This window comes from Lactobacillus sp. B4015 (genome assembly GCF_026536055.1).
In the GTDB taxonomy this organism is placed as follows: Bacteria; Bacillota; Bacilli; order Lactobacillales; family Lactobacillaceae; genus Lactobacillus; species Lactobacillus panisapium.
The window spans coordinates 1-26,357 of record NZ_JAFNOY010000013.1; the positions used below are offsets into that span (position 1 = coordinate 1).

The 26,357-nt window shown below is 37.2% G+C and carries 21 protein-coding genes, 27 tRNA genes and 1 riboswitch; of the genes, 46 read left to right on the plus strand and 2 right to left on the minus strand.

Features of this window, described 5'->3' with window-relative positions; genetic code table 11:
- Positions 1–88 precede the first annotated feature (88 nt).
- The 37 genes from J3U71_RS10835 (at position 89) to J3U71_RS11015 (ending at position 14,730) form a co-directional block, all read left to right on the plus strand.
- Positions 89–161: transfer RNA gene (locus tag J3U71_RS10835), tRNA-Val, on the plus strand.
- Between the two features lie 6 nt (positions 162–167).
- A tRNA-Lys gene (locus J3U71_RS10840) sits at positions 168–240 on the plus strand.
- 12 nt (positions 241–252) lie between these two features.
- Positions 253–334, plus strand: a tRNA-Leu gene (locus tag J3U71_RS10845).
- Between the two features lie 32 nt (positions 335–366).
- Positions 367–439: transfer RNA gene (locus J3U71_RS10850), tRNA-Thr, on the plus strand.
- A 12-nt stretch (positions 440–451) separates the two neighbouring features.
- A tRNA-Gly gene (locus tag J3U71_RS10855) sits at positions 452–523 on the plus strand.
- A gap of 10 nt (positions 524–533) precedes the next feature.
- Positions 534–619 (plus strand) — tRNA-Leu (locus tag J3U71_RS10860).
- A gap of 8 nt (positions 620–627) precedes the next feature.
- A tRNA-Arg gene (locus J3U71_RS10865) sits at positions 628–701 on the plus strand.
- 5 nt (positions 702–706) lie between these two features.
- Positions 707–780: transfer RNA gene (locus J3U71_RS10870), tRNA-Pro, on the plus strand.
- Positions 781–812: 32 nt separating this feature from the next.
- A tRNA-Met gene (locus tag J3U71_RS10875) sits at positions 813–886 on the plus strand.
- A 13-nt stretch (positions 887–899) separates the two neighbouring features.
- Positions 900–973: transfer RNA gene (locus J3U71_RS10880), tRNA-Ile, on the plus strand.
- Positions 974–1,009: 36 nt separating this feature from the next.
- Positions 1,010–1,083: transfer RNA gene (locus J3U71_RS10885), tRNA-Met, on the plus strand.
- A gap of 3 nt (positions 1,084–1,086) precedes the next feature.
- Positions 1,087–1,160: transfer RNA gene (locus J3U71_RS10890), tRNA-Asp, on the plus strand.
- A 6-nt stretch (positions 1,161–1,166) separates the two neighbouring features.
- Positions 1,167–1,239 (plus strand) — tRNA-Phe (locus J3U71_RS10895).
- 18 nt (positions 1,240–1,257) lie between these two features.
- Positions 1,258–1,328: transfer RNA gene (locus J3U71_RS10900), tRNA-Gly, on the plus strand.
- A 3-nt stretch (positions 1,329–1,331) separates the two neighbouring features.
- Positions 1,332–1,405: transfer RNA gene (locus J3U71_RS10905), tRNA-Ile, on the plus strand.
- Between the two features lie 4 nt (positions 1,406–1,409).
- A tRNA-Ser gene (locus J3U71_RS10910) sits at positions 1,410–1,499 on the plus strand.
- Between the two features lie 73 nt (positions 1,500–1,572).
- Positions 1,573–2,322: a hypothetical protein gene (locus tag J3U71_RS10915; protein ID WP_220269246.1), complete on the plus strand. Its 750-nt coding sequence runs from the start codon at positions 1,573–1,575 to the stop codon at positions 2,320–2,322.
- Positions 2,323–2,569: 247 nt separating this feature from the next.
- Positions 2,570–2,641: transfer RNA gene (locus J3U71_RS10920), tRNA-Glu, on the plus strand.
- A 30-nt stretch (positions 2,642–2,671) separates the two neighbouring features.
- Positions 2,672–2,758: transfer RNA gene (locus tag J3U71_RS10925), tRNA-Ser, on the plus strand.
- A gap of 9 nt (positions 2,759–2,767) precedes the next feature.
- Positions 2,768–2,841, plus strand: a tRNA-Met gene (locus J3U71_RS10930).
- A 3-nt stretch (positions 2,842–2,844) separates the two neighbouring features.
- Positions 2,845–2,918 (plus strand) — tRNA-Asp (locus tag J3U71_RS10935).
- 6 nt (positions 2,919–2,924) lie between these two features.
- Positions 2,925–2,997 (plus strand) — tRNA-Phe (locus J3U71_RS10940).
- A gap of 7 nt (positions 2,998–3,004) precedes the next feature.
- Positions 3,005–3,086, plus strand: a tRNA-Tyr gene (locus J3U71_RS10945).
- 4 nt (positions 3,087–3,090) lie between these two features.
- Positions 3,091–3,161 (plus strand) — tRNA-Trp (locus J3U71_RS10950).
- A gap of 11 nt (positions 3,162–3,172) precedes the next feature.
- A tRNA-His gene (locus tag J3U71_RS10955) sits at positions 3,173–3,245 on the plus strand.
- A 7-nt stretch (positions 3,246–3,252) separates the two neighbouring features.
- Positions 3,253–3,324, plus strand: a tRNA-Gln gene (locus J3U71_RS10960).
- 21 nt (positions 3,325–3,345) lie between these two features.
- Positions 3,346–3,416: transfer RNA gene (locus J3U71_RS10965), tRNA-Cys, on the plus strand.
- Positions 3,417–3,449: 33 nt separating this feature from the next.
- Positions 3,450–3,534, plus strand: a tRNA-Leu gene (locus J3U71_RS10970).
- A 121-nt stretch (positions 3,535–3,655) separates the two neighbouring features.
- Positions 3,656–4,834 carry a glycosyltransferase family 4 protein gene (locus J3U71_RS10975; protein ID WP_220232815.1) on the plus strand — a complete coding sequence of 393 codons (1,179 nt, stop codon included), beginning with the start codon at positions 3,656–3,658 and terminating at the stop codon, positions 4,832–4,834.
- A complete protein-coding gene (locus J3U71_RS10980; protein ID WP_267394294.1) occupies positions 4,821–5,864 on the plus strand; it encodes a glycosyltransferase family 4 protein in 1,044 nt (347 codons plus the stop codon). Before J3U71_RS10975 ends, J3U71_RS10980 begins: the two co-directional genes overlap by 14 nt.
- The gene (locus tag J3U71_RS10985) at positions 5,864–6,889 is read left to right on the plus strand and encodes a lysylphosphatidylglycerol synthase transmembrane domain-containing protein (RefSeq protein WP_220269248.1); all 1,026 of its coding nucleotides are present in this window, start codon (positions 5,864–5,866) and stop codon (positions 6,887–6,889) included. Before J3U71_RS10980 ends, J3U71_RS10985 begins: the two co-directional genes overlap by 1 nt.
- A gap of 69 nt (positions 6,890–6,958) precedes the next feature.
- Entirely contained in the window at positions 6,959–9,022 is a 2,064-nt protein-coding gene (locus J3U71_RS10990; RefSeq protein ID WP_220269249.1) for an LTA synthase family protein, read from the plus strand.
- Between the two features lie 70 nt (positions 9,023–9,092).
- The gene (gene secG, locus J3U71_RS10995; protein ID WP_103751948.1) at positions 9,093–9,326 is read left to right on the plus strand and encodes a preprotein translocase subunit SecG; all 234 of its coding nucleotides are present in this window, start codon (positions 9,093–9,095) and stop codon (positions 9,324–9,326) included.
- 73 nt (positions 9,327–9,399) lie between these two features.
- Positions 9,400–11,730 carry a ribonuclease R gene (rnr, locus tag J3U71_RS11000; RefSeq protein WP_267394297.1) on the plus strand — a complete coding sequence of 777 codons (2,331 nt, stop codon included), beginning with the start codon at positions 9,400–9,402 and terminating at the stop codon, positions 11,728–11,730.
- Positions 11,731–11,739: 9 nt separating this feature from the next.
- Positions 11,740–12,198 (plus strand): SsrA-binding protein SmpB, encoded by a 459-nt coding sequence (smpB, locus tag J3U71_RS11005; protein ID WP_103751950.1) that lies wholly within the window; start codon positions 11,740–11,742, stop codon positions 12,196–12,198.
- Between the two features lie 449 nt (positions 12,199–12,647).
- On the plus strand, positions 12,648–13,304 hold the full coding sequence (locus J3U71_RS11010) for a nitroreductase (RefSeq protein ID WP_267394361.1): 657 nt from the start codon (positions 12,648–12,650) through the stop codon (positions 13,302–13,304).
- A 76-nt stretch (positions 13,305–13,380) separates the two neighbouring features.
- Positions 13,381–14,730, plus strand: a complete 1,350-nt coding sequence (locus J3U71_RS11015) for a hemolysin family protein (protein ID WP_267394299.1) — start codon at positions 13,381–13,383, stop codon at positions 14,728–14,730.
- Between the two features lie 38 nt (positions 14,731–14,768).
- Here J3U71_RS11015 and hpt read toward each other — a convergent pair whose 3' ends face one another.
- Positions 14,769–15,338 carry a hypoxanthine phosphoribosyltransferase gene (hpt, locus tag J3U71_RS11020; protein ID WP_267394301.1) on the minus strand — a complete coding sequence of 190 codons (570 nt, stop codon included), beginning with the start codon at positions 15,336–15,338 and terminating at the stop codon, positions 14,769–14,771.
- Positions 15,339–15,565: 227 nt separating this feature from the next.
- On the opposite strand from hpt, the gene J3U71_RS11025 reads away from it, so the two are divergent.
- The 4 genes from J3U71_RS11025 to J3U71_RS11040 all read left to right on the plus strand — a co-directional run bounded on the left by J3U71_RS11025 (position 15,566) and on the right by J3U71_RS11040 (position 18,877).
- Complete coding sequence (locus J3U71_RS11025) at positions 15,566–16,648, plus strand: M42 family metallopeptidase (RefSeq protein WP_267394303.1); 1,083 nt, start codon at positions 15,566–15,568, stop codon at positions 16,646–16,648.
- A gap of 70 nt (positions 16,649–16,718) precedes the next feature.
- Positions 16,719–16,810: riboswitch (TPP riboswitch) on the plus strand.
- Positions 16,811–16,854: 44 nt separating this feature from the next.
- A complete protein-coding gene (locus tag J3U71_RS11030) occupies positions 16,855–17,433 on the plus strand; it encodes an ECF transporter S component (protein ID WP_103751954.1) in 579 nt (192 codons plus the stop codon).
- Between the two features lie 163 nt (positions 17,434–17,596).
- Positions 17,597–18,346 carry a tyrosine-protein phosphatase gene (locus J3U71_RS11035; protein ID WP_267394305.1) on the plus strand — a complete coding sequence of 250 codons (750 nt, stop codon included), beginning with the start codon at positions 17,597–17,599 and terminating at the stop codon, positions 18,344–18,346.
- A 42-nt stretch (positions 18,347–18,388) separates the two neighbouring features.
- Positions 18,389–18,877, plus strand: coding sequence for a cupin domain-containing protein (locus J3U71_RS11040; protein ID WP_267394306.1), 489 nt, complete (start codon positions 18,389–18,391; stop codon positions 18,875–18,877).
- 73 nt (positions 18,878–18,950) lie between these two features.
- Here J3U71_RS11040 and udk read toward each other — a convergent pair whose 3' ends face one another.
- Positions 18,951–19,592: a uridine kinase gene (gene udk, locus J3U71_RS11045; protein ID WP_103751957.1), complete on the minus strand. Its 642-nt coding sequence runs from the start codon at positions 19,590–19,592 to the stop codon at positions 18,951–18,953.
- 937 nt (positions 19,593–20,529) lie between these two features.
- On the opposite strand from udk, the gene J3U71_RS11050 reads away from it, so the two are divergent.
- The 5 genes from J3U71_RS11050 to J3U71_RS11070 all read left to right on the plus strand — a co-directional run bounded on the left by J3U71_RS11050 (position 20,530) and on the right by J3U71_RS11070 (position 26,348).
- Entirely contained in the window at positions 20,530–23,259 is a 2,730-nt protein-coding gene (locus J3U71_RS11050; RefSeq protein ID WP_267394308.1) for a sigma 54-interacting transcriptional regulator, read from the plus strand.
- A gap of 156 nt (positions 23,260–23,415) precedes the next feature.
- Positions 23,416–23,886 (plus strand): PTS sugar transporter subunit IIB, encoded by a 471-nt coding sequence (locus J3U71_RS11055; RefSeq protein ID WP_220269258.1) that lies wholly within the window; start codon positions 23,416–23,418, stop codon positions 23,884–23,886.
- 8 nt (positions 23,887–23,894) lie between these two features.
- Positions 23,895–24,734: a sugar phosphate isomerase/epimerase family protein gene (locus tag J3U71_RS11060; protein ID WP_220269259.1), complete on the plus strand. Its 840-nt coding sequence runs from the start codon at positions 23,895–23,897 to the stop codon at positions 24,732–24,734.
- Positions 24,735–24,748: 14 nt separating this feature from the next.
- Positions 24,749–25,537: a PTS mannose/fructose/sorbose/N-acetylgalactosamine transporter subunit IIC gene (locus J3U71_RS11065; protein WP_258562421.1), complete on the plus strand. Its 789-nt coding sequence runs from the start codon at positions 24,749–24,751 to the stop codon at positions 25,535–25,537.
- Positions 25,518–26,348 carry a PTS system mannose/fructose/sorbose family transporter subunit IID gene (locus J3U71_RS11070; protein ID WP_220269260.1) on the plus strand — a complete coding sequence of 277 codons (831 nt, stop codon included), beginning with the start codon at positions 25,518–25,520 and terminating at the stop codon, positions 26,346–26,348. The genes J3U71_RS11065 and J3U71_RS11070 overlap by 20 nt, the downstream gene beginning before the upstream one ends.
- Positions 26,349–26,357 lie beyond the last annotated feature (9 nt).

Consider the following 26,357-nt stretch of genomic DNA (forward strand, 5'->3'; position numbering starts at 1 on the left):
CATGCCGAACACAGCAGTTAAGCTTCTTCACGCCGAGAGTAGTTGGTGGGAGACTGCCTGCGAGGGTAGGAAGCTGCCGTGCTTTGATGGAGGATTAGCTCAGCTGGGAGAGCATCTGCCTTACAAGCAGGAGGTCACAGGTTCGAGCCCTGTATCCTCCATTTTCCGAGTCGTTAGCTCAGTCGGTAGAGCATCTGACTTTTAATCAGAGGGTCGACGGTTCAAGCCCGTCACGACTCATGGCCCCATTTTGCGGGTGTGGCGGAATTGGCAGACGCGCTAGATTTAGGTTCTAGTGTTTTCGGACGTGTGGGTTCAAGTCCCACCACCCGTATTCGCCATAATAATATACCATATTTACATTTTGCCGATTTAGCTCAGTTGGTAGAGCATCTGTCTTGTAAACAGGGGGTCGTACGTTCAAATCGTATAATCGGCATTCCATAATATTGCGGAAGTAGTTCAGTGGTAGAACATCACCTTGCCATGGTGGGGGTCGCGGGTTCGAATCCCGTCTTCCGCTTTCATTACATGCCGGGGTGGCGGAATTGGCAGACGCACGGGACTTAAAATCCCGCGGTTGGTTTCAACCGTACCGGTTCGACTCCGGTCCTCGGCATTAATGATGCGCCCTTAGCGCAACTGGATAGAGTGTCTGACTACGAATCAGAAGGTTGAAGGTTCAAATCCTTCAGGGCGCATATCTCGGGAAGTGGCTCAGTTTGGTAGAGCACCTGGTTTGGGACCAGGGGGTCGCAGGTTCGAATCCTGTCTTCCCGATTGTAATTTGTTAACTAACGGTTACATTTTTTGGCGGTGTAGCTCAGCTGGCTAGAGCGTCCGGTTCATACCCGGGAGGTCGAGGGTTCGATCCCCCCCGCCGCTATTTGCCAGAGCTTGGACCTTTAGCTCAGTTGGTTAGAGCAGACGGCTCATAACCGTCCTGTCGTAGGTTCGAGTCCTACAAGGTCCATTAAAATATGGGTTTTGTACTTTTATATTTTAACATCGCGGGATGGAGCAGTATGGTAGCTCGTCGGGCTCATAACCCGAAGGTCGGTGGTTCAAATCCACCTCCCGCAATATGGTCCATTGGAGCAGTGGTTTATCTCGTCTCCCTGTCACGGAGAAGATCATCAGTTCAAATCTGATATGGACCGTAGGATGGCTCGGTAGCTCAGTCGGTAGAGCAAAGGATTGAAGCTCCTTGTGTCGGCGGTTCGATTCCGTCCCGCGCCATTTTATTAGTTTAATTTTGCGGGTATGGTTTAGTGGTAAAACGAAAGCCTTCCAAGCTTTAGTCGCGAGTCCGATTCTCGTTACCCGCTTTTGGGCCTATAGCTCAGCTGGTTAGAGCGCACGCCTGATAAGCGTGAGGTCGATGGTTCAAGTCCATTTAGGCCCATTATGGAGACTTACTCAAGTGGCTGAAGAGGCGCCCCTGCTAAGGGTGTAGATCGGGTTATTCCGGTGCGAGAGTTCAAATCTCTCAGTCTCCGTAATTAAGAAGTTTGTAGGTATTAAAGCTTACAAACTTTTTTTGTTGTTATGTGTATTTACCGGGTAAAAAAGATGAAAGTAAATGTTTTAAAGTCAATCGAAAACATTGCGCAGATGTATGAGAATGGCGTTTTTGGATCAAAAGAATTGCCTGAAGATACCAATCCACATCTTGCTCAAGATTCTGAAGAAAATGCATTGTATTTTACTTTGCCAACAGCACTTAACTATCAGCGAAATTCGTATTCTTTATGGGTGAGTGCAAAGAAGACGTATTTAGATGAATCGACTAACTTCCTCTTTAACCCTAAAAAAGTTACTGAGAGCGATTTTGGCACTGTTCAGGCAGCTTTAACTAAATACCGCTTAGCTTTACAGCAAAACAAGCAGACGGCTATTTGGTGCCAAATATGTCAAACACTGAATGATAATTTCGCTGGCAGTGTATTAACCTTATGTCATGAAAATCATGATGACGTGGTTCAAATAAGAAAGTATCTGCAAATTGATAATAAAGCCGGGTTTCCGTATCTTTCTGGCAAAAAGCTCTGCAATTACTGGCTATTTGTTTTGGATCATTATACAAGTCTTCAATTAAAAAACGTGTCTAAAATTTCTATTGCAGCTGATCGTCATGTGATAAAGGCTAGTAGAAAATTAGGATTGATTACAGCTGAAGAAGAGAATAGTTCAAAAAAGCAGGAGATTGTCATTTCTGCCTGGTTTGATTTACTGAAAGGTACTGGGTATCGACCAGTTGATTTTCAAACGCCAATTTGGTTTTGGGGAAGAAGCGGCTGCCCAGCAATAATAAACAAATAATACTGATATTAAAGCTTTTTAGCTGGATTTTTGTACCTTAGCGAAAGTAAAAGTAATGCAATTATTACAAAAAATTCATCTTTTTGCATAAAACTCTTGCAAGATGACTAGGAATCCTGTATTATAGATAACGTTGCGATTAAGGAATTGCCACTGATACACGAATTAATAGAAATAAAAAGTAGTTGACATTTTAAATTAAATTCGGTATTATAATTAAGCGTCTTGTGACGTAAGAAGAGAATATGACCCGTTGGTCAAGTGGTTAAGACATCGCCCTTTCACGGCGGTAACATGGGTTCAAATCCCGTACGGGTCATTACCAACGTTTATTGGTATTTTTACATTTGGAGGATTACCCAAGTGGCTTAAGGGGACGGTTTTGAAAACCGTTAGACGGTCTTGCCGTGCGTGGGTTCAAATCCCACATCCTCCTTTATAACATCGCGGGATGGAGCAGTATGGTAGCTCGTCGGGCTCATAACCCGAAGGTCGGTGGTTCAAATCCACCTCCCGCAATATGGTCCATTGGAGCAGTGGTTTATCTCGTCTCCCTGTCACGGAGAAGATCATCAGTTCAAATCTGATATGGACCGTAGGATGGCTCGGTAGCTCAGTCGGTAGAGCAAAGGATTGAAGCTCCTTGTGTCGGCGGTTCGATTCCGTCCCGCGCCATCAGCCTGGAGGAGTAGCGAAGTGGCTAAACGCGGCGGTCTGTAAAACCGCTCTCTCTGAGTTCGGCGGTTCGAATCCACCCTCCTCCATAATAGGGATATCGTATAAAGGTAGTACATCGGTCTCCAAAACCGCTAGTGTGGGTTCAATTCCTACTATCCCTGTTTACCTCATGGCGGAATTGGTGAAGGGGTTAACACACCGGTTTGTGGATCCGGCATACATGGGTTCGAATCCCATATTCCGCCCTAGCATTGGGATATAGCCAAGCGGTAAGGCACTAGACTTTGACTCTATTATGCGCTGGTTCGAATCCAGCTATCCCAATCTATTAAATAAATATTCAATGGCGGTGTAGCCAAGTGGTAAGGCAGAGGTCTGCAAAACCTTAATCGTCGGTTCAAATCCGATCCCCGCCTTAATGGTTCACTCATTGAACTTCATAAAATTATGGCGGTGTGGCGGAATTGGCAGACGCGCCAGACTCAAAATCTGGTGTCCGTTTAGGACGTATCGGTTCGACCCCGATCACCGCTATTAGGTAACAGCTTCATGTATAGAAGCTGTTTTTTGTTTATAAAATTATGCGCTTTTTCTATTATAAAAATTGCACAAGCAAAGCGGAATCTTTATAATACCTTTATACGGAGGTATTCAAATGAATATTGGTATTTTTACCGATACATATTTTCCACAAATCAGTGGTGTAGCAACGTCAATTAAGACTTTAAAAGACGCCCTTGAAGAGCAGGGACATAATGTATTTATTTTTACGACGACGGATCCGCACGTGAAAAAAGGTACTATTGAGGCTAACGTTTTTCGCTTCAGTAGTGTGCCATTTATTTCATTTACAGATCGCCGAGTAGCATTTAGAGGATTTTTTGAAGCAACTAAAGTAGCACGTGAAGTAAAACTGGATGTTGTTCATACGCAAACAGAGTTTGCTTTGGGAATGATTGGTAAATATGTCGCTCACCAATTAAAAATACCGGCAATTCATACTTACCATACGATGTATGAAGACTATTTACACTACGTGTTAAACGGGCATTTGTTGCGACCATATCACGTTAAGCAATTTACCAATGTTTACCTTAAGAACATGGATGGTGTTATTGCCCCTAGTAAGCGCGTTGAGGCTCTTTTGAAGCGCTATGGTGTATCTATACCTTTACGTGTAATTCCGACTGGTGTGGATGTTAAGAGCTTGAATAAGCCCGCAACCCATGATGTGCGTCATGAACTAGGAATTGCTCCCGATGTCCCCGTTTTGTTAACCTTGAGCCGAATAGCTGGAGAGAAGAAAATTAATCGGATTTTAAATGTTATGCCAGAAATTGTCGATGAATTTCCTAACGTACAGCTTGTGATAGCGGGAGATGGCCCAGACGTCGAGATCTTGCAAGAGCAAGTTGAGCGACTGACTTTAGAGGATAACGTTCAGTTTGTTGGCGATGTTCCTCACGATGATGTTGGGGCATTTTACAAGATGGCCAATTTGTTTGTTTCAGCAAGTGATACTGAAACGCAAGGCCTTACTTATATTGAGGCACTCGCTGCGGGTACAAAGTGCGTTGTTTATGATACCGAATATACGGAAAATGTCTTCGATAACCCTTGCTTTGGCAAAGTCTTCACTCGGCCTAGCGAAATGCGTGACGCAATTTTATCTTATTTAAGAGAAAATCAAACTGAAATTCCGCCAGATAAGTTGAAAGCTAAAATGAAGCAAATTTCGGCTGAGCGTTTTGCTAGCGAAGTACATCAGTTTTATGAAGAAGTAATCGAAAATTACCAGGAAGAGCGCGAAGAGGATAGCAATGATAAGAATTAATATGTTCTCACAAGCTGATTCAGTTAAGGGCCAGGGTGTTGGCTCTGCCTATAACGAACTGATCACCTTATTAAGAACCCACTTAGTTAATGAATTTTATGTAACGAATAATAAATATGGTGCCAGCGATTTAACCCACTATCACACCATAAATCCTACTTATTTTGTTAACAGTTTTTCCCCAGCGCGTGGACGTAAAATTGGTTATGTCCATTTTTTACCGGAGACTTTAGAAGGATCAGTCAAGCTTCCGAATTATGCCAAAAAAGTCTTTTATAAATATGTCATCGACTTTTATCAAAGAATGGATCAAATTGTTGTGGTTAACCCTATTTTTATTGATAAGTTAGTTAATTACGGTATCAAACGGGAAAAGGTTAAGTACATTCCTAACTTTGTGGCAAAAGATGAATTTTATCCTGAACGGCAGGAAAAAAAGAATGCCTTTCGGCATCAATTAGGTATTCCTCTTGATAAATTTGTAGTCTTTGGTGATGGGCAAGTTCAGGCTCGTAAAGGAGTCGATGATTTTGCAAAACTAGCACAGGCCAACCCAGAGATGCAGTTTATTTGGGCAGGTGGTTTTTCTTTTGGCAAAATTACTGACGGCTACGATCACTTTAAAGAATTAGTGGCCAATCCGCCAAAGAACTTAAAATTCACCGGTATCATTGATCGGAAACAATTAGTTGATTATTTAAACATCGCAGATCTATTTGTTTTGCCATCATTTGATGAGCTTTTTCCAATGTCTGTTTTGGAAGCATTTAGTTGTGGGACACCGGTTTTATTGCGCGATCTTGCTTTATATGACGCCATTATCAAAGGTTACTATCTAAAAGGGAAAAACTTTGATGAACTGAATGCGCAGTTGCGCCTAGTGGCGAATGATCAGGCACTTTTGCATAAATACAGTAATCTATCTAATATGGCTAGTGAAAAATATTCAGAAGATAATTTAGCCAAAATTTGGTGTGATTTTTATCACGAGCAATATGAACTTGGCAGGGAGTTAGGACAGATCCGCTAATGAATAAAAAGCACTTTTGGGGAATTGCGGTTGTTTTACTCATCAGCCTTGGCGTTTTGTATGTTGATTTAAAAGATACACCAGTATCGCAGCTGCGGCAGGCAATGAATAATGTCAATGTTGGTGCGTTGCTATTAGTTTTCTTGTTAATGCTGCTATCATACGTTTTTGAAGCTAGCATTTTAGCCGTTCTTGCACAACGTCCTGGTGAGCCTAAACGATCAAAGTGGTCATTTTTACGAATTCCAATTATTCAGGCACTCTTTAATGCAATTACCCCTATGTCAACTGGTGGTCAGCCGTCTCAGCTGGCTGCAATGGTACAGATGGGAATTGAAGGCGGCCGTGCTACTTCACTTTTGTTGATGAAATTTATCATTTATCAGATTGTTGTTTTCTTGGTATATGTTGTTACCATTATTACTGGTTTTCATATGGTTGCAACTAAATTTGCAGGTCTTGCCTTTTTTATTGCAATTGGTTTTTTAATTCACGTTAGCTCAATCATTTTTTTATTAGCAATTTTGTTTGCTTACAACTGGACTAAAAAAGCAGCTAATTGGTTAATGAATTGGCTAGCCAAAATAATTAATCCCCAGCGTGTAGAGGGCTGGCGGACCGCAACGATGGCAAAAATTGACACTTTTTATACCGAAAGTCAGAAGCTAAAGCATGAAAAAAAGAAATTAGTGCTTAGCGCCGTGTTAACAGTGCTGCAGCTGCTTTGTTTTTATTCAATTCCATTTATGGTTCTGGTAACTTTACGAGTTCCAGCTGATTGGGTCAGTGTCACGCAAATGAACATTATGATTATCATGTTTATGGCAATTATTCCCGTTCCAGGAGCTTCAGGTGGGGCAGAATACAGTTTTCAAACGCTCTTTGCCAGTTTTATTTCATCTAAAGGTGCGCTTGTTTTTGGGATGTTTTTGTGGCGCTTTGTAACCTACTTTTTCGGGATGATTTTAGGTATTTTTGGCTGGATTTTCAAACCGAAAAAAGTTACTAGCTCCGCAAAAGATTAATTTTTACTAAAATCACTATGTTTAATTGAGCTTAAGGGTAAGATATTAGCATAGTGAGAGGAGAATAGAATGACACGGACCAAGTCTTTCTTGCAATGGTTAACATCAACCAAATTAGGTTTTTTTTCCATTGTGTTAATAACTTTTTGGCTAAAAACGTACGTAATTTATTTGACCAAGTTTAATTTAGGTGCTGTCGGTGCGATGCAAAATTTTCTTTTGTTCATCAATCCGTTGCCAACGGCTCTGTTGCTACTGGGAATAGGCCTATTTTTTAAGGGACGTAAATCCTATTGGATTATCATTGTTATTGATTTAGTTCTTAGCACATGGCTTTTTGCTAATATTTTGTATTACCGCGAATTTTCCAATTTTTTATCCTTATCAATCATTAAAACATCTGGTTCAACGGCTGATAATTTAGGAAAAAGTATTGTCGGGATAACGCGGGTAACTGATTTTTTAACTTTCATTGATGTTTTGGCAATTATTGCTTTAATGATTGGCAAAGTGATTAAGTACGATTTGCGCCCATTAAAATTAAAGTTCAATCTTTTACTTGAAGGGTTGGCAGTTGTGCTAATTGGCGTTAACCTGATGATGGCGCAAAAAGATCGTTCAGGACTTTTAACCAGAACTTTCGATAACAGCTATATCGTTAAGTATTTGGGAATGAACCAATATGCAGTTTACGATAGCTTTAAAACCGCCCAAACTAGCGAGCAAATGGCCAAGGCCAATGTCTCTGATTTAAGTTCTGTCAAAAAGTACTTGAAGGCCAATTATGTTAAGCCTAATCCCGAATATACCGGCGTTGCTAAGGGGAAAAACGTCATGGTTATTCACCTTGAGAGTTTCCAACAGTTTTTAATTGGTTATAAGTGGAAGGGCAAAGAAGTTACCCCCAACTTAAATAAACTTTACCGGTCGAAAAATACATTAAGTTTTGCTAATTTTTATAACCAAGTTGGTCAAGGTAAGACTTCTGATGCGGAAATGATGCTGGAAAATTCCTTATATGGTTTACAATCTGGCTCGGCAATGTCTAGTTATGGGACTTCCAATACTTTTGAGAGTGCCCCAGCGATTTTAAATCAACAAGGTGGCTATACTACTGCCGTAATGCACGGTGGAGCCGGTTCATTTTGGAATCGTAATAATGCTTATAAGCAATTTGGTTATCACTATTTTATGCCGTTGTCTTATTATGAAAATAAGCCTAAATATTATATCGGCTATGGTTTAAAGGATAAGATCTTTTTTGACCAATCAATTAAGTATATTGAGCGCTTGCCGCAGCCATTTTACTTAAAATTGATAACTGTTACCAACCACTATCCTTATGATTTAGATAAGAAAAATCAGTCGATTGATCCAACCGATACCGGGGATGAAACGGTTGATGGCTATGTTCAGACAGCACACTATTTAGATCAGGCAATTGGGGAATTAATGCGCTGGATGAAGAAAACTGGATTGGATAAAAAAACCATGCTAGTGCTCTATGGCGACCATTATGGGATATCCGGTAATCACCATAAGGCTAGTGCAGAACTACTTAACCAAGATGAATTTACCAATTTTGATAATCTGAAGTTTCAGCGAGTACCCCTGATGTTCCATATGCCCGGATTAAAGGGTGGAATCAAAAAGACTTATGGGGGAGAAATCGATGTTTTACCGACGCTATTAAATCTTTTAGGAATTAATGATCGTAAAACAATTCAATTCGGTCATGATTTATTAAGTAGTAAAGCACCACAAATTGTCGCCCAGCGTAACGGTGATTTTATTACTCCTAAATATGCCAAGGTCGGAAGTACTTATTACGACACTAAGACCGGAGAAGAAATTGAAGATCCTGATGAGAAGCTAAAAGCAAAACTTGTGGCGATTTCGAATAAGGTCACTACCCAATTGTCTTTATCGGATCGGGTAATTGCCGGCAACTTGTTACGCTTTTACCATCCGAAATGGTTTAAAAAGGTCAATCCGCATGATTATAACTATAACGAGGAAAAGGCGTTAAAAAATCTGTATTCTTCACAGGACAAAACTTCGCTTTGGTATCATAATCATAAAAAATCAACGCAAAATAAATTTAAGACGGATGCGCCTGAACTTGAAAAATAAAAACTCGAAAAAAAGCACATTTTGTGCTAAAATTTATCAGTAATCGTATGTGTATATTGGAGGCAGCGTATTGTATAATTTATTTATGACGCTACTAATTATTGTTTCAATTTTAATCGTTGTTGCAACAATGATGCAGCCACAAAAGCAACAAGATGCTTTGAATGCCTTATCTGGTGGTGCAGTATTTAGTGGTCAAACGAAGAAACGTGGTTTTGAAGCATTTATGGAAAAAGTGACGTCAGTTTTACTGGTTCTCTTTTTCGTTTTTGCTATTGTATTAGCTTATTTGTCTTCAAAATAGTATTGGTTCCTCCCGATCAAAACGATGGGAGGACTTTTTTTATCTTTTTAAGTAGGAAACGGAGATTAAGTGCATGGCACAAAACGAGAAAATCTTAGCTAATGTTTTAGAGATCTTTCGCCACAATCCCAAAAAGCAATATCAGGTTGATCAAATTGAGCGCATGCTCAGACGCGACCGACTTGGTAATTTTTCTGATCTCGTAAAAGCATTATCTTTTTTAGAACAAGAGAAAAAGATAATCACTGACGGCAAAGGTCACTATCAACTGGCTCAAGAAAATATCGTTGTCGAGGGAATGTTTAAAGCCAATAGCAAGGGCTTTGGTTTTGTTAAAGTTGAAGATGAAGAAACCGACGATATTTTTATCGCCAAGGATTATACTGCATATGCAGTTGATGGTGATGAAGTTCGCGTTAAAATAACTGCTGGTGGTAATCCGTGGAACGGTAAGGGACCAGAAGGCCAGGTTCAGGAGATTATCTCTCGTGGAGTTAGCTCCTTAGTGGGAGAATTTCATCCACTGACTGATGAGCAAACTAAAGTTAGTCATTTTGTCGGCTATGTGTTGAGTACTAATAAAAAGTTAGCTAATTATCGGGTTTATGTTGGTGAAAATGGCTTGCGTCCGCAAAAAGGTGATATGGTCAAGGTTTCAATTAGCAATTATCCTGATAAGGATAATCCTGACTCAATGGTTGGTGTTGTCACCAAAATTATTGGTAATAAAAATCTCCCGGGCGTTGATATTATGGCAATTGTTTCTGCTCATGATGTCCGGACAGAATGGGCTCAGGATGCACTTGATCAATCCAATGCTATTCCGGATCATGTGCTGCCCGAAGAAATGGCCGATCGTGAGGACATTAGGGAGCAGCCAGCAGTCACAATTGATGGCGATGATTCAAAGGACTTTGATGATGCTGTAGTATTGTGGCGATTACCAAATGGCAATTATCATCTAGGTGTTCACATTGCTGATGTTGCTCATTATGTTAAAGAAAATTCGCCCCTTGACAAAGAGGCGTTTACTCGTGGCAACAGTACTTATTTGGTTGACCGGGTAATTCCGATGCTGCCATTTAGATTATCAAACGGTATCTGTTCTTTAAATGAGGGCGTAGACCGCTTAGTTCTTTCATGTGACATGGAAATTACGCCAGAAGGTGAGCGGGTAAATTACCGGATTCACCCCTCTGTAATGCGTTCACACGGCCGAATGACGTACAACAATGTCAATAAGGTCCTAGATCCAAATAATGAAGAGCCACTGGAAGAAAAATATGTTAAATTAGCACCAATGCTAAAAGAAATGGCCGAGTTGCACAATGCTTTGTATCAAAAGCGCCACCAACGCGGAGCAATTGACTTTGAAGAGCCAGAAGCTAAAATTATTGTTAACGATCAGGGTAAGCCAACTGATATCGTCTTGCTTAATCGGGGTACAGCTGAAAAGATGATTGAATCGTTTATGTTGATGGCTAATGAAACCGTTGCTGAAGACTTTTACAAAAAGCATGTACCATTCTTGTACCGTGTACATGAAACGCCAGATGGCGAAAGAATTAAGAGCTTCTTTGAATTTTGCAGTGCATTTGGCTTGAACATTACGGCTGATCCTAATCATGTTAAGCCGATTGACTTGCAAAAAGTGGTAGCCAAGACAACCGGAACACCTGAGGAAGCCGTTGTTCAAATGATGATGCTGCGAAGCTTAAAGCAGGCACATTATTCAGAAGAACCCCTCGGACACTTCGGCCTAGCTGCCAAGTTTTACACCCACTTTACCTCGCCAATTCGCCGGTATTCCGATTTAATGGTCCACCGCATGATCCATGCATATAGCGAGGAAGGAACTGATAAAAAAGTGCGGGATCATTTTGCTAATTCCTTACCCGAGGTGGCAGATCAGACTTCAACGCAAGAACGTGTTTCAATTGACGCTGAGCGTGAGACTAACGATTTGAAGATGACTGAATACATGGCAGACCAAGTTGGTGAGCATTTTGATGCTGTGGTATCTTCAGTAACTAGTTTTGGGATGTTTATCCAGTTACCTAATACAGTTGAAGGATTAATCCATATTTCCAATTTAACAGATGATTTCTACAGCTTTAATGAAAAGAGCATGACGCTTACTGGTCGTGGTACCCATAAGCAATATCATGTGGGGATGCCGATAAAGGTGACGTTGACTAATGCAAATGTTGAGCAGCATCAACTAGATTTTGAAATTTATGACCCCAATGCTCCTAAAAAGGAGCATAATAACCGTGGCAATAATAACCGTCGGCGTGGAAATCGGGGATTTCGCAATGATCACGGTCACCGCGGAGCTACGAATGGCCGCAATCATTTTCATAAAAATGGCAATCACCCACATTTTAGCAAGTATAAGCATTAGGACGGGAAATTGAAGAAACAAAATAATGAGAACTTAATTGCTCAGAATAAAAAGGCACATCATGATTATTTTATTAAGGACACTTATGAAGCAGGAATTGCACTTACAGGAACCGAAATTAAATCAGTACGTGCAAGAAGAATTAATCTGCGCGATGGCTATGTTCAAATTATTAATGGTTCCGCTTATCTCGAAAATGTTCACATTAGTGAATACAAGCAGGGCAACCGCTATAACCATGAGCCCCTGCGCCAACGCCAGCTGTTATTACATAAAAAAGAAATTGCTCGTTTAGCTAAGGAGCAGGAGCAAAGGGGGATCGCCATTATTCCCCTCAAAGTTTACCTTAAGCACGGCTTTGCCAAAGTATTGATTGGCGTGGGTCAAGGTAAGAAAAAATATGATAAGCGCGAAACGATTAAGAAAAGAGATCAGGAGCGTGAATTACGCCGCCAATATAAAGTTTAAAGTTAAGTTTAATTAATTTATCTTATTATTCACCTTGAACATGCAAGGAAACAAAGGTAATTGAGGCGCGTTATATCTAAGTTGAATTAAAGGAGTTGAATCTTTTTAGTAATATAATAATAAGGATATATGAATAGCATTTTTACCTAACTAATAAAAATTAATGAATAAAGTGATCAAAATATTAACAATTATTTGTTCTCTTTTCCTAATGGCATTGCAATATTTACAATTATTTATTAAGATTATTAGTATATATATAACTGGCTTTTGCAAGTAGTATATTCAGATTTAATTTTAATAGAAAAATTGTTAAACGTTATACATTAGTTTAATTTTTCTTATGATTAAAATAGGTTTCTAAAATATGAATTGTTTAAAAGCAGAATATAAATAATTAAAATATAGTTTGGTATGCCAAGTTTAGTTTGTAAGGATTTGAAATGGTAATGGAATTTAATGATGTTTATAATCAAGAACGGGTAACACGTAAGTTTACCAACCGAAAAGTTAATGAAAAATTATTGGCTAAAATAATTGAGAGGGCTCAGCAATCACCATCATTACTGAATTCACAACCTTGGAAGGTTTACTTATTAGCCGGGGAGGCGCTTAATGAACTAAAAAAAGAAGTAAAAAAACAAATTGATGCAGGTGTCGATCCGCATGAAGATTTTGCTAAAATGCTATCGCTTAACTGGGAATCATTTCCAAGTCAAAATTTGGCTGCTGTCGGTGCATCGCAACCGTATTTCTTCCATAATAAGATAGAGCTTTTTGAAAATTCAAACAATACAATGTTCAATGCGCAGGATATTGCATTTCTAACGATACCCAAAGCATCACCAGCCTGGTCGGTTTATGATTTAGGGATTTTTTCACAGAGTATAATGTTATTGGCCATTAATGAAGGTATTGCAATCATGCCAGCTCATTCTATGGTGTCATATCCAGAATTAGTGAGAAAGTATGCAAAAATTCCTAATGATGAGTTGGTCGGAATGGCAATTGGCTTAGGTTATCAAGATAAGTCTGCTGAGGTTAATGATCCGAAATATATTCCTGCAAGATTACCGTTTAAGAAAATTTATAAAATAATCAAATAAAAAACATTTTTATCAAGATAAAGCGCTATTAATGCTAAAATATATCAAATAATTGTTATAAAAGGTGATATAAATTTTGAATACAGCTCAAATAATTACTAATTTAATAGCAACTTTAGTGATTTTTGTTTTTGCAGCCTTCTTTGTTGCTGCTGAATTTGCATTGGTCCAAACAAGATCAAGTCAGTTAGAAGATATGCTGGCAGATAATACTGGTAATAGCAGGAAGGTTAAGCGTGCTTTACATATGACGCATAACCTGAATGAGTATTTATCGACAACGCAAGTCGGCACAACTTTAGTTGGCGTCGTTTTAGGTTGGTTTTCTGCCGATACGTTTGCAGCGATTTTTGCAAATTTGTTTAAAGTAACTCAACTTAATCATTCTGTAGTGCGGTCCGTTAGTGCCCTTTTAGGGGTGATTTTATTAACTTATCTAGAAGTAGTTGTGACGGAGATTGTTCCGAAAAATATTGCAATTGACATGCCAGTCAAAATATTATTGGGAATTGTCACGCCATTGCAGCTATTTCATACTTTGGTTTATCCTTTTGTCTGGCTTTTAAATACCAGTTCCAATGGTTTGCTTAAAATCATGGGCTTTGAGCCGGCGGATGAAGAAAATCAGGTTTATTCGCAGTCTGAGATTATTAAATTATCACGGAAGGCTGTTCATGGTGGGTCTCTTGATAAAAACGACCTGACATACATGCAGCGTGCTTTTGAACTCAATGATAAAGTCGCTAAGGATATTATGACGGACAGAACCAGGCTAGTGGTAATCAATTCAACTGATACGATCAAGCAAGCACTAAAAATGTATCTTGATGAAGGATCAAGTCGTATTCCTGTTGTTCGTGATAATAATAAAGATGATATCGTAGGCTATATTTATGCCTTCGATGTGGTTCAGCAAAATGAAATAGATGATCAGGTACCTGTGACACGGATTATTAGAACAATGATTACCGTACCAGAATCAATGCCGATTCAGGATATTTTGCATTTAATGATAAAAAAGCACACGCCGATTGTTTTAGTCGTAGATGAATACGGCGGAACTAGCGGAATTGTGACGGATAAGGATATTTACGAAGAGCTCTTTGGTACGGTTAAAGATGAAATAGATGATGTTTCAGATGACTATATTATCAAAGATAAAAAGGGCAATATTCATGTTTCGGGTAAAACGACCTTATATGATTTTGCCAGATATTTCCGCAAAGATCTTAAAAGTTTCCAAAATAGTGATATTATCACTATTGGTGGTTATATGATGGAACATTATCCAGAATTAAAGAAAAATCAAACGGTTGAGCTCGAAAATTTTGAATTTAAGCTTGAAAACATTGAGCAAGGCTTTATGCGGTGGTTTATTGTTAAGCCACTAGCACCAAAAGCAAATAAAACAAGTAAAGAAGACTAACTGATAAATAAAAGGAGCTATTTGAATAGCTCCTTTTATTATTTATTGTTAGCTAGCTTGATGACTTCAGGCTTAAGAACGCCAATGTAGCGTAAGTTACGGTAAAAGTTCATAAAATCCAGACCATAGCCTACAACAAACTCGTTTCCGACTTTTGAACCAAAATAATCAACCTTAACGTTAACTTTTCGATTAGCTTCCTTATTCAGTAACACGCAGCATTTAACGTTTTTAGCGCCGCGTTTTTGGAGCAAATCCTTCATATATTTCAAGGTTAATCCGGTATCAATGATATCTTCAACGATTAAAACATCACGATCTTTGACATCTGTAGCCAAATCGGAAATGATTTTCACTTCGCCTGAAGATTCAAAACCATCACCATAACTAGAAACGTCCATAAAATCAATTTCTTCTTTGACGTTCATTTCACGTACCAGGTCAGTTAAAAAGAAAATTGCACCCTTTAATGCACCTATAACTAATGGTCTTTTACCAGTATAGTCTTCAGTTAATTGCTTACCCAATTTGACACACATCAGGTGAATATCATCTTCGGTAAACAATTTATGATCAATAATATTATCAATATTGTCGTTTTTCGGCATTTATTTACCTTTCACTTAAAACTCAAAATTCCTAATAAAATTGATTATATCATTTTTATCGGAAAAAAGGAGCTTGTTTTGAACTTTTTTAGCCATTTTGTACCGAAATTACGGACAAAATTATCAAATTTGCTAAAAGCAGTAGGATTTTTTCAGAAATAGCTTAAATAATTGTTTTTTGCTACAATGAAATTTAAAGTTTAATAAGCGAAAGGTCAATTACAACGATGGAAAAAGAACAAGAAATAAAAATGCTCAAAGCTTTTTCGGATGCTAATTCAACTTCCGGCTTTGAAGGAGAGTTTATCAAATTATTCACTGACACAGTAAAAGATATTGCCGATATAAAAATTGATGGTATGCTCAACGTTTATGCTGCTAAAAAAGAAAATCAAACTGGTCAGCCAATTATCCAGCTTGATGCCCATTCTGATGCTGTTGGTTTTATAACTCAGGCAGTTAGACCAAACGGAATGATTAAGTTTGTTCCGCTTGGCGGCTGGGTTAAATATAATATTCCAGCTTTACGGGTAAAAATTAGAAACCGTGACGGTAAATATGTTCCTGGCGTAGTAGCAACTAAGCCACCGCACTTCATGACTAAAGAAGAACGTGACAATGTACCGGAAGTAGAAGATATGTCAGTTGATGTTGGTTCTAGTTCTCGTGAAGATACAATTAATGATTATAAAATTGATACTGGTTGTCCCATTTTTGTTGACGTCAAGTGCGAATACAATGAAAAAACCGGTCTTTTCTTCGGTAAGGATTTTGATGACCGGTTTGGTGCAGCTGCAATGGCTGATGTTTTGGATAATCTCAACGGTGAAAAGACTGACTTTAACGTTGTAGCCGCACTTTCAAGTCAAGAAGAAGTCGGCTTACGGGGAGCGTACGTAACAGCTAGAAGTATTAAGCCAGACCTAGGGATTGTGCTTGAATCATGTCCAGCAGATGATACATTTACTCCAAAATGGCTTTCTCAAACAGGCTTAAAGCGTGGACCAATGCTGCGTGATATGGATACTTCATTTTTACCTAATCCAAAATTCCAACAATACGCATGTGAATTAGCGGATAAAAACAATATTCCATATACTCGTTCGGTTCGGACCGGTGGCGGACAAGATGGTGCAGCAATTTACTATGAAAATGGTGCGCCAACAATTGTTATCGGAATTCCAGTGCGTTACGAGCATTCAGCATACTGCTTTAGCGCATATCAAGACTTTAAGGCCTCAGTTGACTTAACTTGTGCAATTATCCGTGATTTGACTAAAGAAAAGTTGGCTAGTTTTAGTCAATTTTAATTAAATTGCTAGTTAATTGAATAACTTAAAATGTCTGCTTGATATTGTGTTATAATAGGCAAAAAGATAAGAAAGTCACTAGGGGTGCCACATTTAGCTGAGAAATACCCTCCGAACCTGAACAGGACAATACCTGCGCTAGGGAAGTGTTATTAAGTATATTAGAGTACTCCTACTGACTTAGAATGTTAGTTAGGAGTATTTTTATGTTTACAAGATCATCAAAATGGAACGTTAAAGCAATTATCCTGATTGCTTTAATTGGAATTATTATGGGAGTAATCTACACTTATGGGTTTAATTGGGCTTACAATTTAATTAAGTTATTACTGCTTCCGACCGGCTTTGCTCCGGTAACAGATACTGTTTTTTCTGGATTATGGCTAATGGCAGCTCCCTTAGCGATGTATTTCGTGCCAACGGTTGGTTCAGGAACAATTGGTGAAACATTGGCAGCAGTTGTCGAAATGGCTATTGGCGGCCAATGGGGTGCAGTAACAATTTTGTCTGGTGTGATTCAAGGAGCAACTAATGAAATTGGCTTTTTCCCGCAAAAAAGTCGTTATCAAGCATTTTCTTGGCAAAGCGTACTAACAGGGGCCTTTTTTGCCGGCCTTGGTAGTTTTATTCCAACGTATTTTTTGTACGGCTGGAGTAAATATAGCATCCAACTGCAAGTTATCATGTTTATTACTTGTATACTCTCTGCGCTTGTATTTGACGGCGTTTTGGTAAAATTGATTACTAACTTATTTGATCAGGCATTAAAGCCCAAAATTGCTTAAATTAAAATTAGCACCGCAAAATATTTTTTGCGGTTTTTTTATAAAAAAGACTAAGAAACACAAATTAGTTTGCGAAAATCATGGACGTAGAATTCAATAAAAATTATAATATTCCTTTATGAAAACCAAACAGTTTTAATAAATAATAAGTTTAAGGAGAATTATGACTACAGAGATAACAAATTGGCGTTCATTAGGTGGCTATGTTAGTTCAGATGGAAGAAAGGTTAAAGAAGGGCTGCTTTTTCGTTGTGGTCAACTATTTGATTTAACCGAAGAACAAAAAGATCGTGTTCAGAACTACTACAAAATAAAGCGACTGGTTGATTTTCGCGGTGATGAGGAAAGACAAGAATACCCAGACTATCTTTGGTCAGAATTAGACTATGAAATTATTGATGTGCTAAAAGATGTTGGCACAACAAATCAGGCTAGTGTTGATGAAATTGTTTCGGCCAATAGCAGTGTTGAACAAGATATGCTGAAAACCTATGAAGAATTGGCAATGGCAGAATCTGCTAAGCAAGGCTATCACGACTTTTTGCTAACGTTAATGACCGATCCAGTTCCAGTTGCCTTTCATTGCTTTGCTGGTAAGGATCGAACAGGGGTAGCTGCAGCCTTGATTTTAAAGAGCCTGGATGTTAGTGAGGAGCAGATTTTCACCGACTACTTAAAAACAATTTCTGCTCGTAAAAAAGCTAACAAAGAAATATTAGAATACTTAAAAGATAAGATGGATCCTAATAACCTCAACGATGTAGCAATTGCGTTAACTGTTGAACGCCAATACCTGGAAAGATACTTTTCAACCGTTAAAAAGCACTACGGTGATTTTGATCACTACTTTACTGACGGCTTGAAACTGCCACAAAATTTTAAAGAGCAAATGCAAAAGAATTACTTGGTTTAACTTAATGAAGTTGACTGATTGAGCGTGAAGAGAGCAAAAATTATGAACCGAGAAGATTATATTAAAAGTTTGAGCCTTGAGCCTCACCAAGAAGGAGGCTGGTTCCGTCAAATATATACTAGTGATGAGCAGTTCTTTGCTCAGGATAGCCAAGCAGATAGATTTTACTACACTTCAATTTATTTCTTACTTGATGATCAGAGCTGTTCCCATTTTCACCGCTTAAACCATGATGAACTATGGTATTATCATGACGGCACGGCGATTACAATCCACTGCATTGCTCCAGATGGTCATTATTATGCTATAAAATTAGGTAAAAGAATTGATCACGGAGAAGTCTTGCAATTTAAGGTTCCAAAAAACACCATCTTTGCCTCGGAAATCACGGAACCAGATAGTTTCTGTCTAGTTAGCTGCATGGTTTCTCCCGGCTTTGACTATCATGATTTTGAAATGCCCCACAAACAAGATTTGTTAAAACAATATCCAGATTATGCTGAAGTAATTAAGCGGCTGGCAAATGATTAAAATGAATAAGAAAACGCCAATTTCTAAAGCTAGAATTTGGCGTTTTTTGATGCTAATTTGGTTTATCAGTTTTTTATCTAATATTTTCGCTTAAAACAGAGTGTACCTTAGTGGTGAGCATATCGATTGCGACATTATTTTCGCCGCCTTCAGGGATGATAATGTCTGCATAGCGTTTGGTTGGTTCAATAAATTGGTGATACATTGGCTTAACTGTATCTAAATATTGTTCAATGACCGAATCAATCGATCTGCCTCGTTCCTTAATGTCACGCTCTAATCGTCTGATAAAACGAATATCATCATCCGTATCAACGTAAACTTTAATATCCATTAAATTACGAATCTCTTCACTTGCCAGTACTAATATTCCTTCAAGAATAATAATATCGGCAGGCTCGATATGGATAGTTTCTTTGCTTCTTGTGTGTTCTTTGAAGTCGTAAACGGGCATTTCAATTGGCTCGTATTGTAATAACCGATTTAATTGCTCCTCTAAAAGGGGAATATCAAAAGCATCAGGGTGGTCATAATTGATATTCTGTCTGATGTTCATCGGAATACCAGTATTATCTTTGTAATATGAATCTTGCGTCATAATTAAGACGTGTTCATTTTCCTGCATTTGGTCAACAATTTTGTGAGCGATGGTAGTTTTACCGCTGCCTGAACCACCGGTAATTCCTATCACAACGGGTTTTTCAAGTTTAGACATTGAGACACTCCTTTTTATCAAATAACATTTTACTTTACTTTTCCTTGGATTACCAACGGTTAAGGTAAAAAATATCTTATATTTAGAAATTTAATTGATAAAAATATTTGTTTGATTTTGCAGCGTAAACTTAAATCGGTCGCAAACTTTTTCAATTTTATTTACGAAACTCTACATCATTTTACAAATATGGCTTTATACAAAGAATCTGGGCAATTTGTTAGTTTAACTGAGAAACTTTACCGTGATTTAGCTAATAATGTAAAGTACTTGAGTAAAGAGATACTGCGGAAGAGATATTATGAAAACTATATTGACTGATTAGCAAGCTGCAATTAATCGGTCATTAGAAAAGGTTAATATTTAGGAAAAAATACTGATTTTGACAAGGTCAAAAATAATAGATCTCAGTTGAAAATGATTCATTCTATGAAGTTGAATATGGTTAATTTATCTGAAAGTTTGAATGGCTGTGTGGTATTTTCAGGTTCGAACGTGAAAGAAAATATAGTAAGGTTAGGCCTAGTTGATGGATATTAAAGAAAAACTATGTGGCAAGGAACTTTGAATCAACAATTATTGAATATAGTTTTTATGCTTAAATCTTATTGTTCTAGTAGCTTAATAACCACTTAAAACTAAAACTTCGGAATAGGGAAAATATTTTTAATCAAACATATTATTAACTGTATTGTCTAGCCTTTTTGACTGGATTTTTTGGTAATTACTTAATAATAGCATTGTACTTATTTATGAATTGGGAAAATCTGGATGTCAGTTCGCAAGTAATTGATAACGTATTTCTCATTGATAAATTGTTCTATTTTAGCTTGAACAACATTTATAAAATCGCTACCATTATCATAAAAGCATTATATAATCGAATGATTGAAGAAACTTAAACAATATGAATGTGAAAGAAAAATTATTGTCTATAATGAGACAAACAAAGCAGAAAAAGGGTCATTATCTTTTAACTTCAGATTTAGCTAAAAAACTAGGAGTTAAAAGAAATACAGTCAGTCATTACTTAAATCAGTTGGTCAGAGAAAAAAAGATTATTAAAGTTAATACCAGGCCAGTCATTTTTGTGGATCGTGAATGGGCAGAAAAAAATGCTAATCAGCAATTACAGCAAGAATATACTACTCTTAAAAGTTTAGAGAATCTGATTAGTCATCATGATGTTTTTTCAAGTGTAATTGGTCATGATCAATCGCTTTATAGTCAAATAAGAAAGTTGAAGGCTGCTGCATCATATCCTGGTCGACTCCCCGTATTGATTAATGGGCAAACAGGTACAGGCAAAAGTTATATTGCCAAAAAGTTTTTTGATTACTGTGTAGAAGAGGGCTATATTCCGTCAAATGGAAAGTTTATTAGCTTTAATTGTGCAGAATATGCTGATAATCCGGAGTTGTTATCAAGCACACTTTTTGGTCATGTAAAGGGGGCATTTACAGGGGCTGATTCGGACCACACAGGACTATTTGATGAAGCAAATAACGGTATGCTTTTTCTTGACGAAGTTCATCGACTTGATTCTAAAGGTCAGGAAAAACTGTTTTCATATTTGGATACCGGAACTATTTCACCTTTAGGTGAGGCGGCCGAAAAAAAACGTATGAATGTTAGACTAATATGTGCAACAACTGAAGATATCAAAAGTAGTTTCTTGGCAACATTTATTCGCAGAATTCCCGTTCAGATAACTATGCCACCACTTATTGAACGTAGTTCAAACGAAATCCGGTCGTTAATCATCTATTTTTACATTCAACACGCTAAAAAAATCAAAAATAATATTAATATTAACAACCAAGTATTTGCTACTTTGACTAATACAAAGTTTGAAAGTAATATAGGTCAACTCAAAAACGATGTTTTACTTTCTGTAGCCAATGCCTTGGGTGAAAGTAAAAAATCTTCTCAAAACGGTATTTACGTTAAGCTAGCGGATTTACCGCAAGATATTTTGAAGTCGAGTATTACTTCAACAAAACAAGTTCTATCCAAAACTAAAAAAGATATCGTCATTACTCCAACCAGTGAAGTTACGGACTTTGTGGGAAACCAGCAAAGTGCTAATTATATTAAAAAAACAATTCAAAGTATTTTTACTTTATATAAAAGTGAGTCCTTTTCGTCTTTTAAAGTTAAGGCTTTTGACAAAATTAATATTTTATGTGATTACTTGGTTTTTAAAAAAGAAGCTTTGGATATTGGTGAATTACCTTTGGATCTTATCAAAAAAACACTCAATCAGGAAGTGGGTTATCTTCAAGATGATCTTAGAAACGATTTTAATGGGAATATTATTGTAGCAATTTCTCATTACTTTTATTTTAGACAGGAAAAACATTGGAAAGTTACGCCTGGAGAGAAAAAATTAGCAGATGAAATTATTACTAAAATTGATGAAAGTATCTATACTAACCAAGTAGTTCAAGCAATTATCAGTGTTGTTAACGGAATGCTTAACCTTTATACTGATGAAATTGATAATTTGTTTCTAACTATTTATTTAAGCGGCGCTCAAAAAGAAAAAAATTCCAAGTTAATACATTGTATCTTGTTAGCCCACGGTTACTCGACTGCTAGCAGTATTGCGGATACTGTGAATAAAATCGCTGGGGAACCGCTTCTTGACTCATTTGATATGCCAATTGATATTCTGACCGAAGATATTGTGAAAAAGGTTTCTAATTATGTTCATGTAAGACATGTATCCAATGGTTTAATCTTAATGGCCGACATGGGTTCTTTAGAGAAGATCCCTGAATTGCTGAAAATTGATCTAAATTTTCCAGTAGTCATTTTTAATAATGTTTCAACTCAGTTAGCCTTGTTTGTAGCTAATTACATTAAAGAGCGAAAGCCGATTGAGGCAATAGTTGATAAGATGAATGAAATCATTTGCAATGATTACCGTATTATTTATCCTAAAATGGTTAAACAGAATGTGATTTTGGTATGCTGTACAACTGGAGTTGGAACGGCCAATAAAATTAAAGACATGATTGAAGAAAGTCTTCCGCCAAAAAGTAAAATTGTTATTATGGCTTGTTCGTATAGCTGGCTCAAACTGGAAGATCAAGAAAGAGCAATTAAAAGAAAATATAATGTTTTAGCAGTTATTGGTACAGCTAATCCACATTATGACAATGTTCCTTTTATTTCTTTAGATCAGCTTATAAATGGTTCTAAGCTCTCAGCTTTAAAGGAAGCTCTCAAAGATATTTTAACGGATAAAGATCTTTATGAATTTAATAGTTCTATTTTACGCAATTTCACGATTGAGCGGGTAATTAATTCCTTGACGATACTGGATACTAAGGAGGTTATTAAAAATATTGATTTGTGTATTAAAGAGTTAAATAAGTATTTGCAAATAAGCCTGTCCAATCAGACTGTAATGGCTTTGTACGTACATCTTAGCTGTATGATCGAAAGGATAATTAGAAATCAAACTTTGGAAACTAATCCAAGCAAATATAAGCCAACACCACAAAATCAGAAAAATTTGAATAACATCAAAAATTCGTTAAGGTCGTTAGAAAAAATCTATAACATTAAAATTCCACTAACTGAAATTAAGTATATTAATGAACTTATTTTTAATACAGAAAATAATAGCTTAGAAACAGAAGAAATTGAAGATTTTTGACAAAATAAAATACAGCTTTAATAGTGTCAAAATTTAATTAAAATTATCACAAAATGTGGTCAGTATTGGCCGCTTTTTTTTTGACACTTACTTGGCATGATAATTGCTAAAAACTAGATGGAATTAAAAAATTAGTTTTTAAAAGGAGGAATTTCTTTGATTAAGTTAATGAGAGTGGATCATCGCTTATTGCATGGTCAAGTTGCCTTTTCATGGACACAAGAATTAGGCGTGGATTGCATACTAATTGCTAATGACGATGTGCCAAATAATGAGATTAGGAAAACAGCAATAAAACTTGCTAAACCTCAAGGTGTGAAGTTGGTAATTAAAAATATTAATAATTCGATTAAAGCATTGCAAAGTGGTGTGACCGATAAATATAGGTTATTTATTGTCGTAGAATCAGTTGCAGACGCCTACGCTTTGGCTAGTGCTTATCCTGCAATCAATCATATTAACTTGGGAGGGACAAAACCAGTTGAAAATACTATACAAATCAGCAAAGCTATTAACGTCACAACTGACGATGAGAAAAAGCTTGATGAGTTAGTAAAAAATGGCTGTGAGGTTGAGATTCGTCAAGTTCCAAATGATAAAAAAGAACTTTATCAAGATGTTAGATAGGATTTTACATGAATAATAAAATTAAGCGCAGTCGTTTAGCAGCCATGAATTATTACTATAGAAATTATACATTCGATTATTTCTTAGATTCTGTGTGTAAAAATGGTCTATCTAATATTGAACTTTGGACAAGTCCACAACACTTTTGGATAGAAAAAACAGGTTATCAAAATGTCGATAGTATTAAAAAACGTTTGGCTGATCATCATCTTAAGGTAATATGTTTAACTCCTCAGCAAAGCAATCCCAATCCATATAATTTGGCAGCAAAGGGTAGAAATCTTCGTGAAGGTTCACTGAATTATTTTAAAAATTTAATTGATGCTAGTGCCGAACTCGGTGTTCACATGGTGGCACTTAATTCTGGCTGGGACTATTACGATGAGGATCCAAAGGCTGCTTGGGATAGATCGGTTGAAATGATGAAGAACGTTGCTGAATATGCTTCTTCTAACGAAGTTAAGGTTGCGATTGAAGCTCTGCAGCCAGAAGAATCGCATTTAGTGAATTCCATTGTTGATTTGAAACTTTATCTTGAATGTGTAGACGAAGAAAATGTTGGAATCAACATTGATTTAGGTGCAATGGCGAGAAATAAGGAGACAATTTCACAATATTTTGAAGCCTTTGGATACAAAATTATTCACTGTCACTTTGTTGACGGGAATCCAGTTGGTCATAAGTGCTGGGGTGAGGGTACTCGCAATCCAGCTAATGACTTAAAAACTTTTAATACATTTCAATATCATGGTGATTTTACTTTTGAATTTGGGCAACCTCAGTATTTCTTAAATCCGGCACAAACAGAACTAAAAGCACTGAATTTTTTAAAACCATTTTTAGAATAGATTGGAGAATAATAATGAGCAATTTGGGTACAGCACTACTAATAGGGCTGGTTGGCTTTGTAGGTCCGTTGGACTTTGCTATCGGCTCTAATATGTTGAATAGACCAATTATCTTAGGGCCTTTAGTTGGGTTAGTTCTAGGCAACTTGTCTCAAGGAATAATTATTGGTGCATCACTTGAATTAGTGTTTATGGGCGCAATTTCAGTTGGGGCATATTTACCACCTGATGTGATTGTCGGTGGTGTTCTAGGAACCGCATTTGCTATTTCTTTAGGGAAAGGAGTCGGTGCAGCTATTGCTATAGCAATGCCTATAGCAATGCTTTCACTTGCAATTGGGAATCTTACTAGTGTCATTTTTCCAGCTATTGCACATATTGGAGATAGGTATGCAAAAGAAGGGAAACCAGGTGGTATAACTGCATCAATGTGGGGAATTGGATTAATTGAATGTACACGCCGTGGTATTCTCTGCTTTTTAGGCTATTATGCAGGTAGTGCAGGAATGAAAGCTTTACTAAGTGTAATACCACAAAATATTATTAATGGTTTACAAGTTGCAGCAAACATGTTGCCAGCAATTGGGTTTGCCATTTTACTAGAAATGATAATGAATAAAACAGTTTTGCCGTACTTTTTCTTAGGTTTCTTACTATCAGCTTATCTAAAAGTTCCTGTACTTGGCGTTGCGCTTTTCGGATTAATCATTGTTTTTGTAAGGTTTCATTCCGATCAAAATCGTGCAGTAGTAAGTACCAATGGTTCAAGTCAGGAGGATGTAAATGATGACGACGATTTCTAATGAAAAAAAAGTTACCAATAAAGACTTAATGCAAATTATGTGGCGTTCATTGCCTATGGAATTTGGCTGGAATTACGAAAGACAGATGCATTTGGCTTTTGCCTATATGATGGCACCACTTATGAAAAAACTTTATCATGGCGATCAAAAAGAATATACAGAATCTCTTGAACGTCAAATGGAGTTCTTCAACTGTACACCACAACTTGTACCATTTATCGGTGGTGTAGTGGCGTCAATGGAGGAAAAGAACGCAGAAGATAAGGATTTCGACGTTAGCTCAATCAGTGCAATTAAGACTGCTTTAATGGGACCATTATCTGGTATAGGCGATTCATTATTTTTGGGCACTCTCAGAGTTCTAGCTGTTGGAATTGCCGCTTCCTTGTCATTGAAAGGAAATATATTAGGACCAATGATTTTTTTGTTAACTTATAACATACCGGCATATCTTGTTAGATATTTTGGAGTAAAAGTCGGATATAACATTGGTACTAGTTACCTTGAAAGAATTCAAAAATCCGGACTGATGGATAAGTTTAAGGATGCAGCCGGAATTTTGGGTGTAATGGTCATCGGTGCTATGACACAGAATATGGTTGTAGTTAAGGTTGTTGCTAAGTTTGGCACAGGAAAAACTGCTACATCACTGCAAAGCATATTAGATAGCATTTTACCTGGACTTTTGTCATTATTAGTTTTGTATATTTTTTACGTACTAAATAAAAAGAAAGTCAACGTGCTTTGGCAGCTTTTAGGTGCAACTATCATTGGTGTTTTGCTGACTGCTTGGGGAATTTTAGGTGTTTAAAAGATTTAT

What these genes read in the sequence shown, in the direction of transcription:
- J3U71_RS10915 (WP_220269246.1), top strand. Translation starts at nt 1,573, where the DNA reads ATGAAAGTAAATGTTTTAAAGTCAATCGAAAACATTGCGCAGATGTAT.
- J3U71_RS10975 (WP_220232815.1), top strand. Translation starts at nt 3,656, where the DNA reads ATGAATATTGGTATTTTTACCGATACATATTTTCCACAAATCAGTGGT.
- J3U71_RS10980 (WP_267394294.1), top strand. Translation starts at nt 4,821, where the DNA reads ATGATAAGAATTAATATGTTCTCACAAGCTGATTCAGTTAAGGGCCAG.
- J3U71_RS10985 (WP_220269248.1), top strand. Translation starts at nt 5,864, where the DNA reads ATGAATAAAAAGCACTTTTGGGGAATTGCGGTTGTTTTACTCATCAGC.
- J3U71_RS10990 (WP_220269249.1), top strand. Translation starts at nt 6,959, where the DNA reads ATGACACGGACCAAGTCTTTCTTGCAATGGTTAACATCAACCAAATTA.
- rnr (WP_267394297.1), top strand. Translation starts at nt 9,400, where the DNA reads ATGGCACAAAACGAGAAAATCTTAGCTAATGTTTTAGAGATCTTTCGC.
- J3U71_RS11010 (WP_267394361.1), top strand. Translation starts at nt 12,648, where the DNA reads ATGGAATTTAATGATGTTTATAATCAAGAACGGGTAACACGTAAGTTT.
- hpt (WP_267394301.1), bottom strand. Translation starts at nt 15,338, where the DNA reads ATGCCGAAAAACGACAATATTGATAATATTATTGATCATAAATTGTTT.
- J3U71_RS11025 (WP_267394303.1), top strand. Translation starts at nt 15,566, where the DNA reads ATGGAAAAAGAACAAGAAATAAAAATGCTCAAAGCTTTTTCGGATGCT.
- J3U71_RS11030 (WP_103751954.1), top strand. Translation starts at nt 16,855, where the DNA reads ATGTTTACAAGATCATCAAAATGGAACGTTAAAGCAATTATCCTGATT.
- J3U71_RS11035 (WP_267394305.1), top strand. Translation starts at nt 17,597, where the DNA reads ATGACTACAGAGATAACAAATTGGCGTTCATTAGGTGGCTATGTTAGT.
- J3U71_RS11040 (WP_267394306.1), top strand. Translation starts at nt 18,389, where the DNA reads ATGAACCGAGAAGATTATATTAAAAGTTTGAGCCTTGAGCCTCACCAA.
- udk (WP_103751957.1), bottom strand. Translation starts at nt 19,592, where the DNA reads ATGTCTAAACTTGAAAAACCCGTTGTGATAGGAATTACCGGTGGTTCA.
- J3U71_RS11050 (WP_267394308.1), top strand. Translation starts at nt 20,530, where the DNA reads ATGAGACAAACAAAGCAGAAAAAGGGTCATTATCTTTTAACTTCAGAT.
- J3U71_RS11060 (WP_220269259.1), top strand. Translation starts at nt 23,895, where the DNA reads ATGAATAATAAAATTAAGCGCAGTCGTTTAGCAGCCATGAATTATTAC.
- J3U71_RS11065 (WP_258562421.1), top strand. Translation starts at nt 24,749, where the DNA reads ATGAGCAATTTGGGTACAGCACTACTAATAGGGCTGGTTGGCTTTGTA.
- J3U71_RS11070 (WP_220269260.1), top strand. Translation starts at nt 25,518, where the DNA reads ATGATGACGACGATTTCTAATGAAAAAAAAGTTACCAATAAAGACTTA.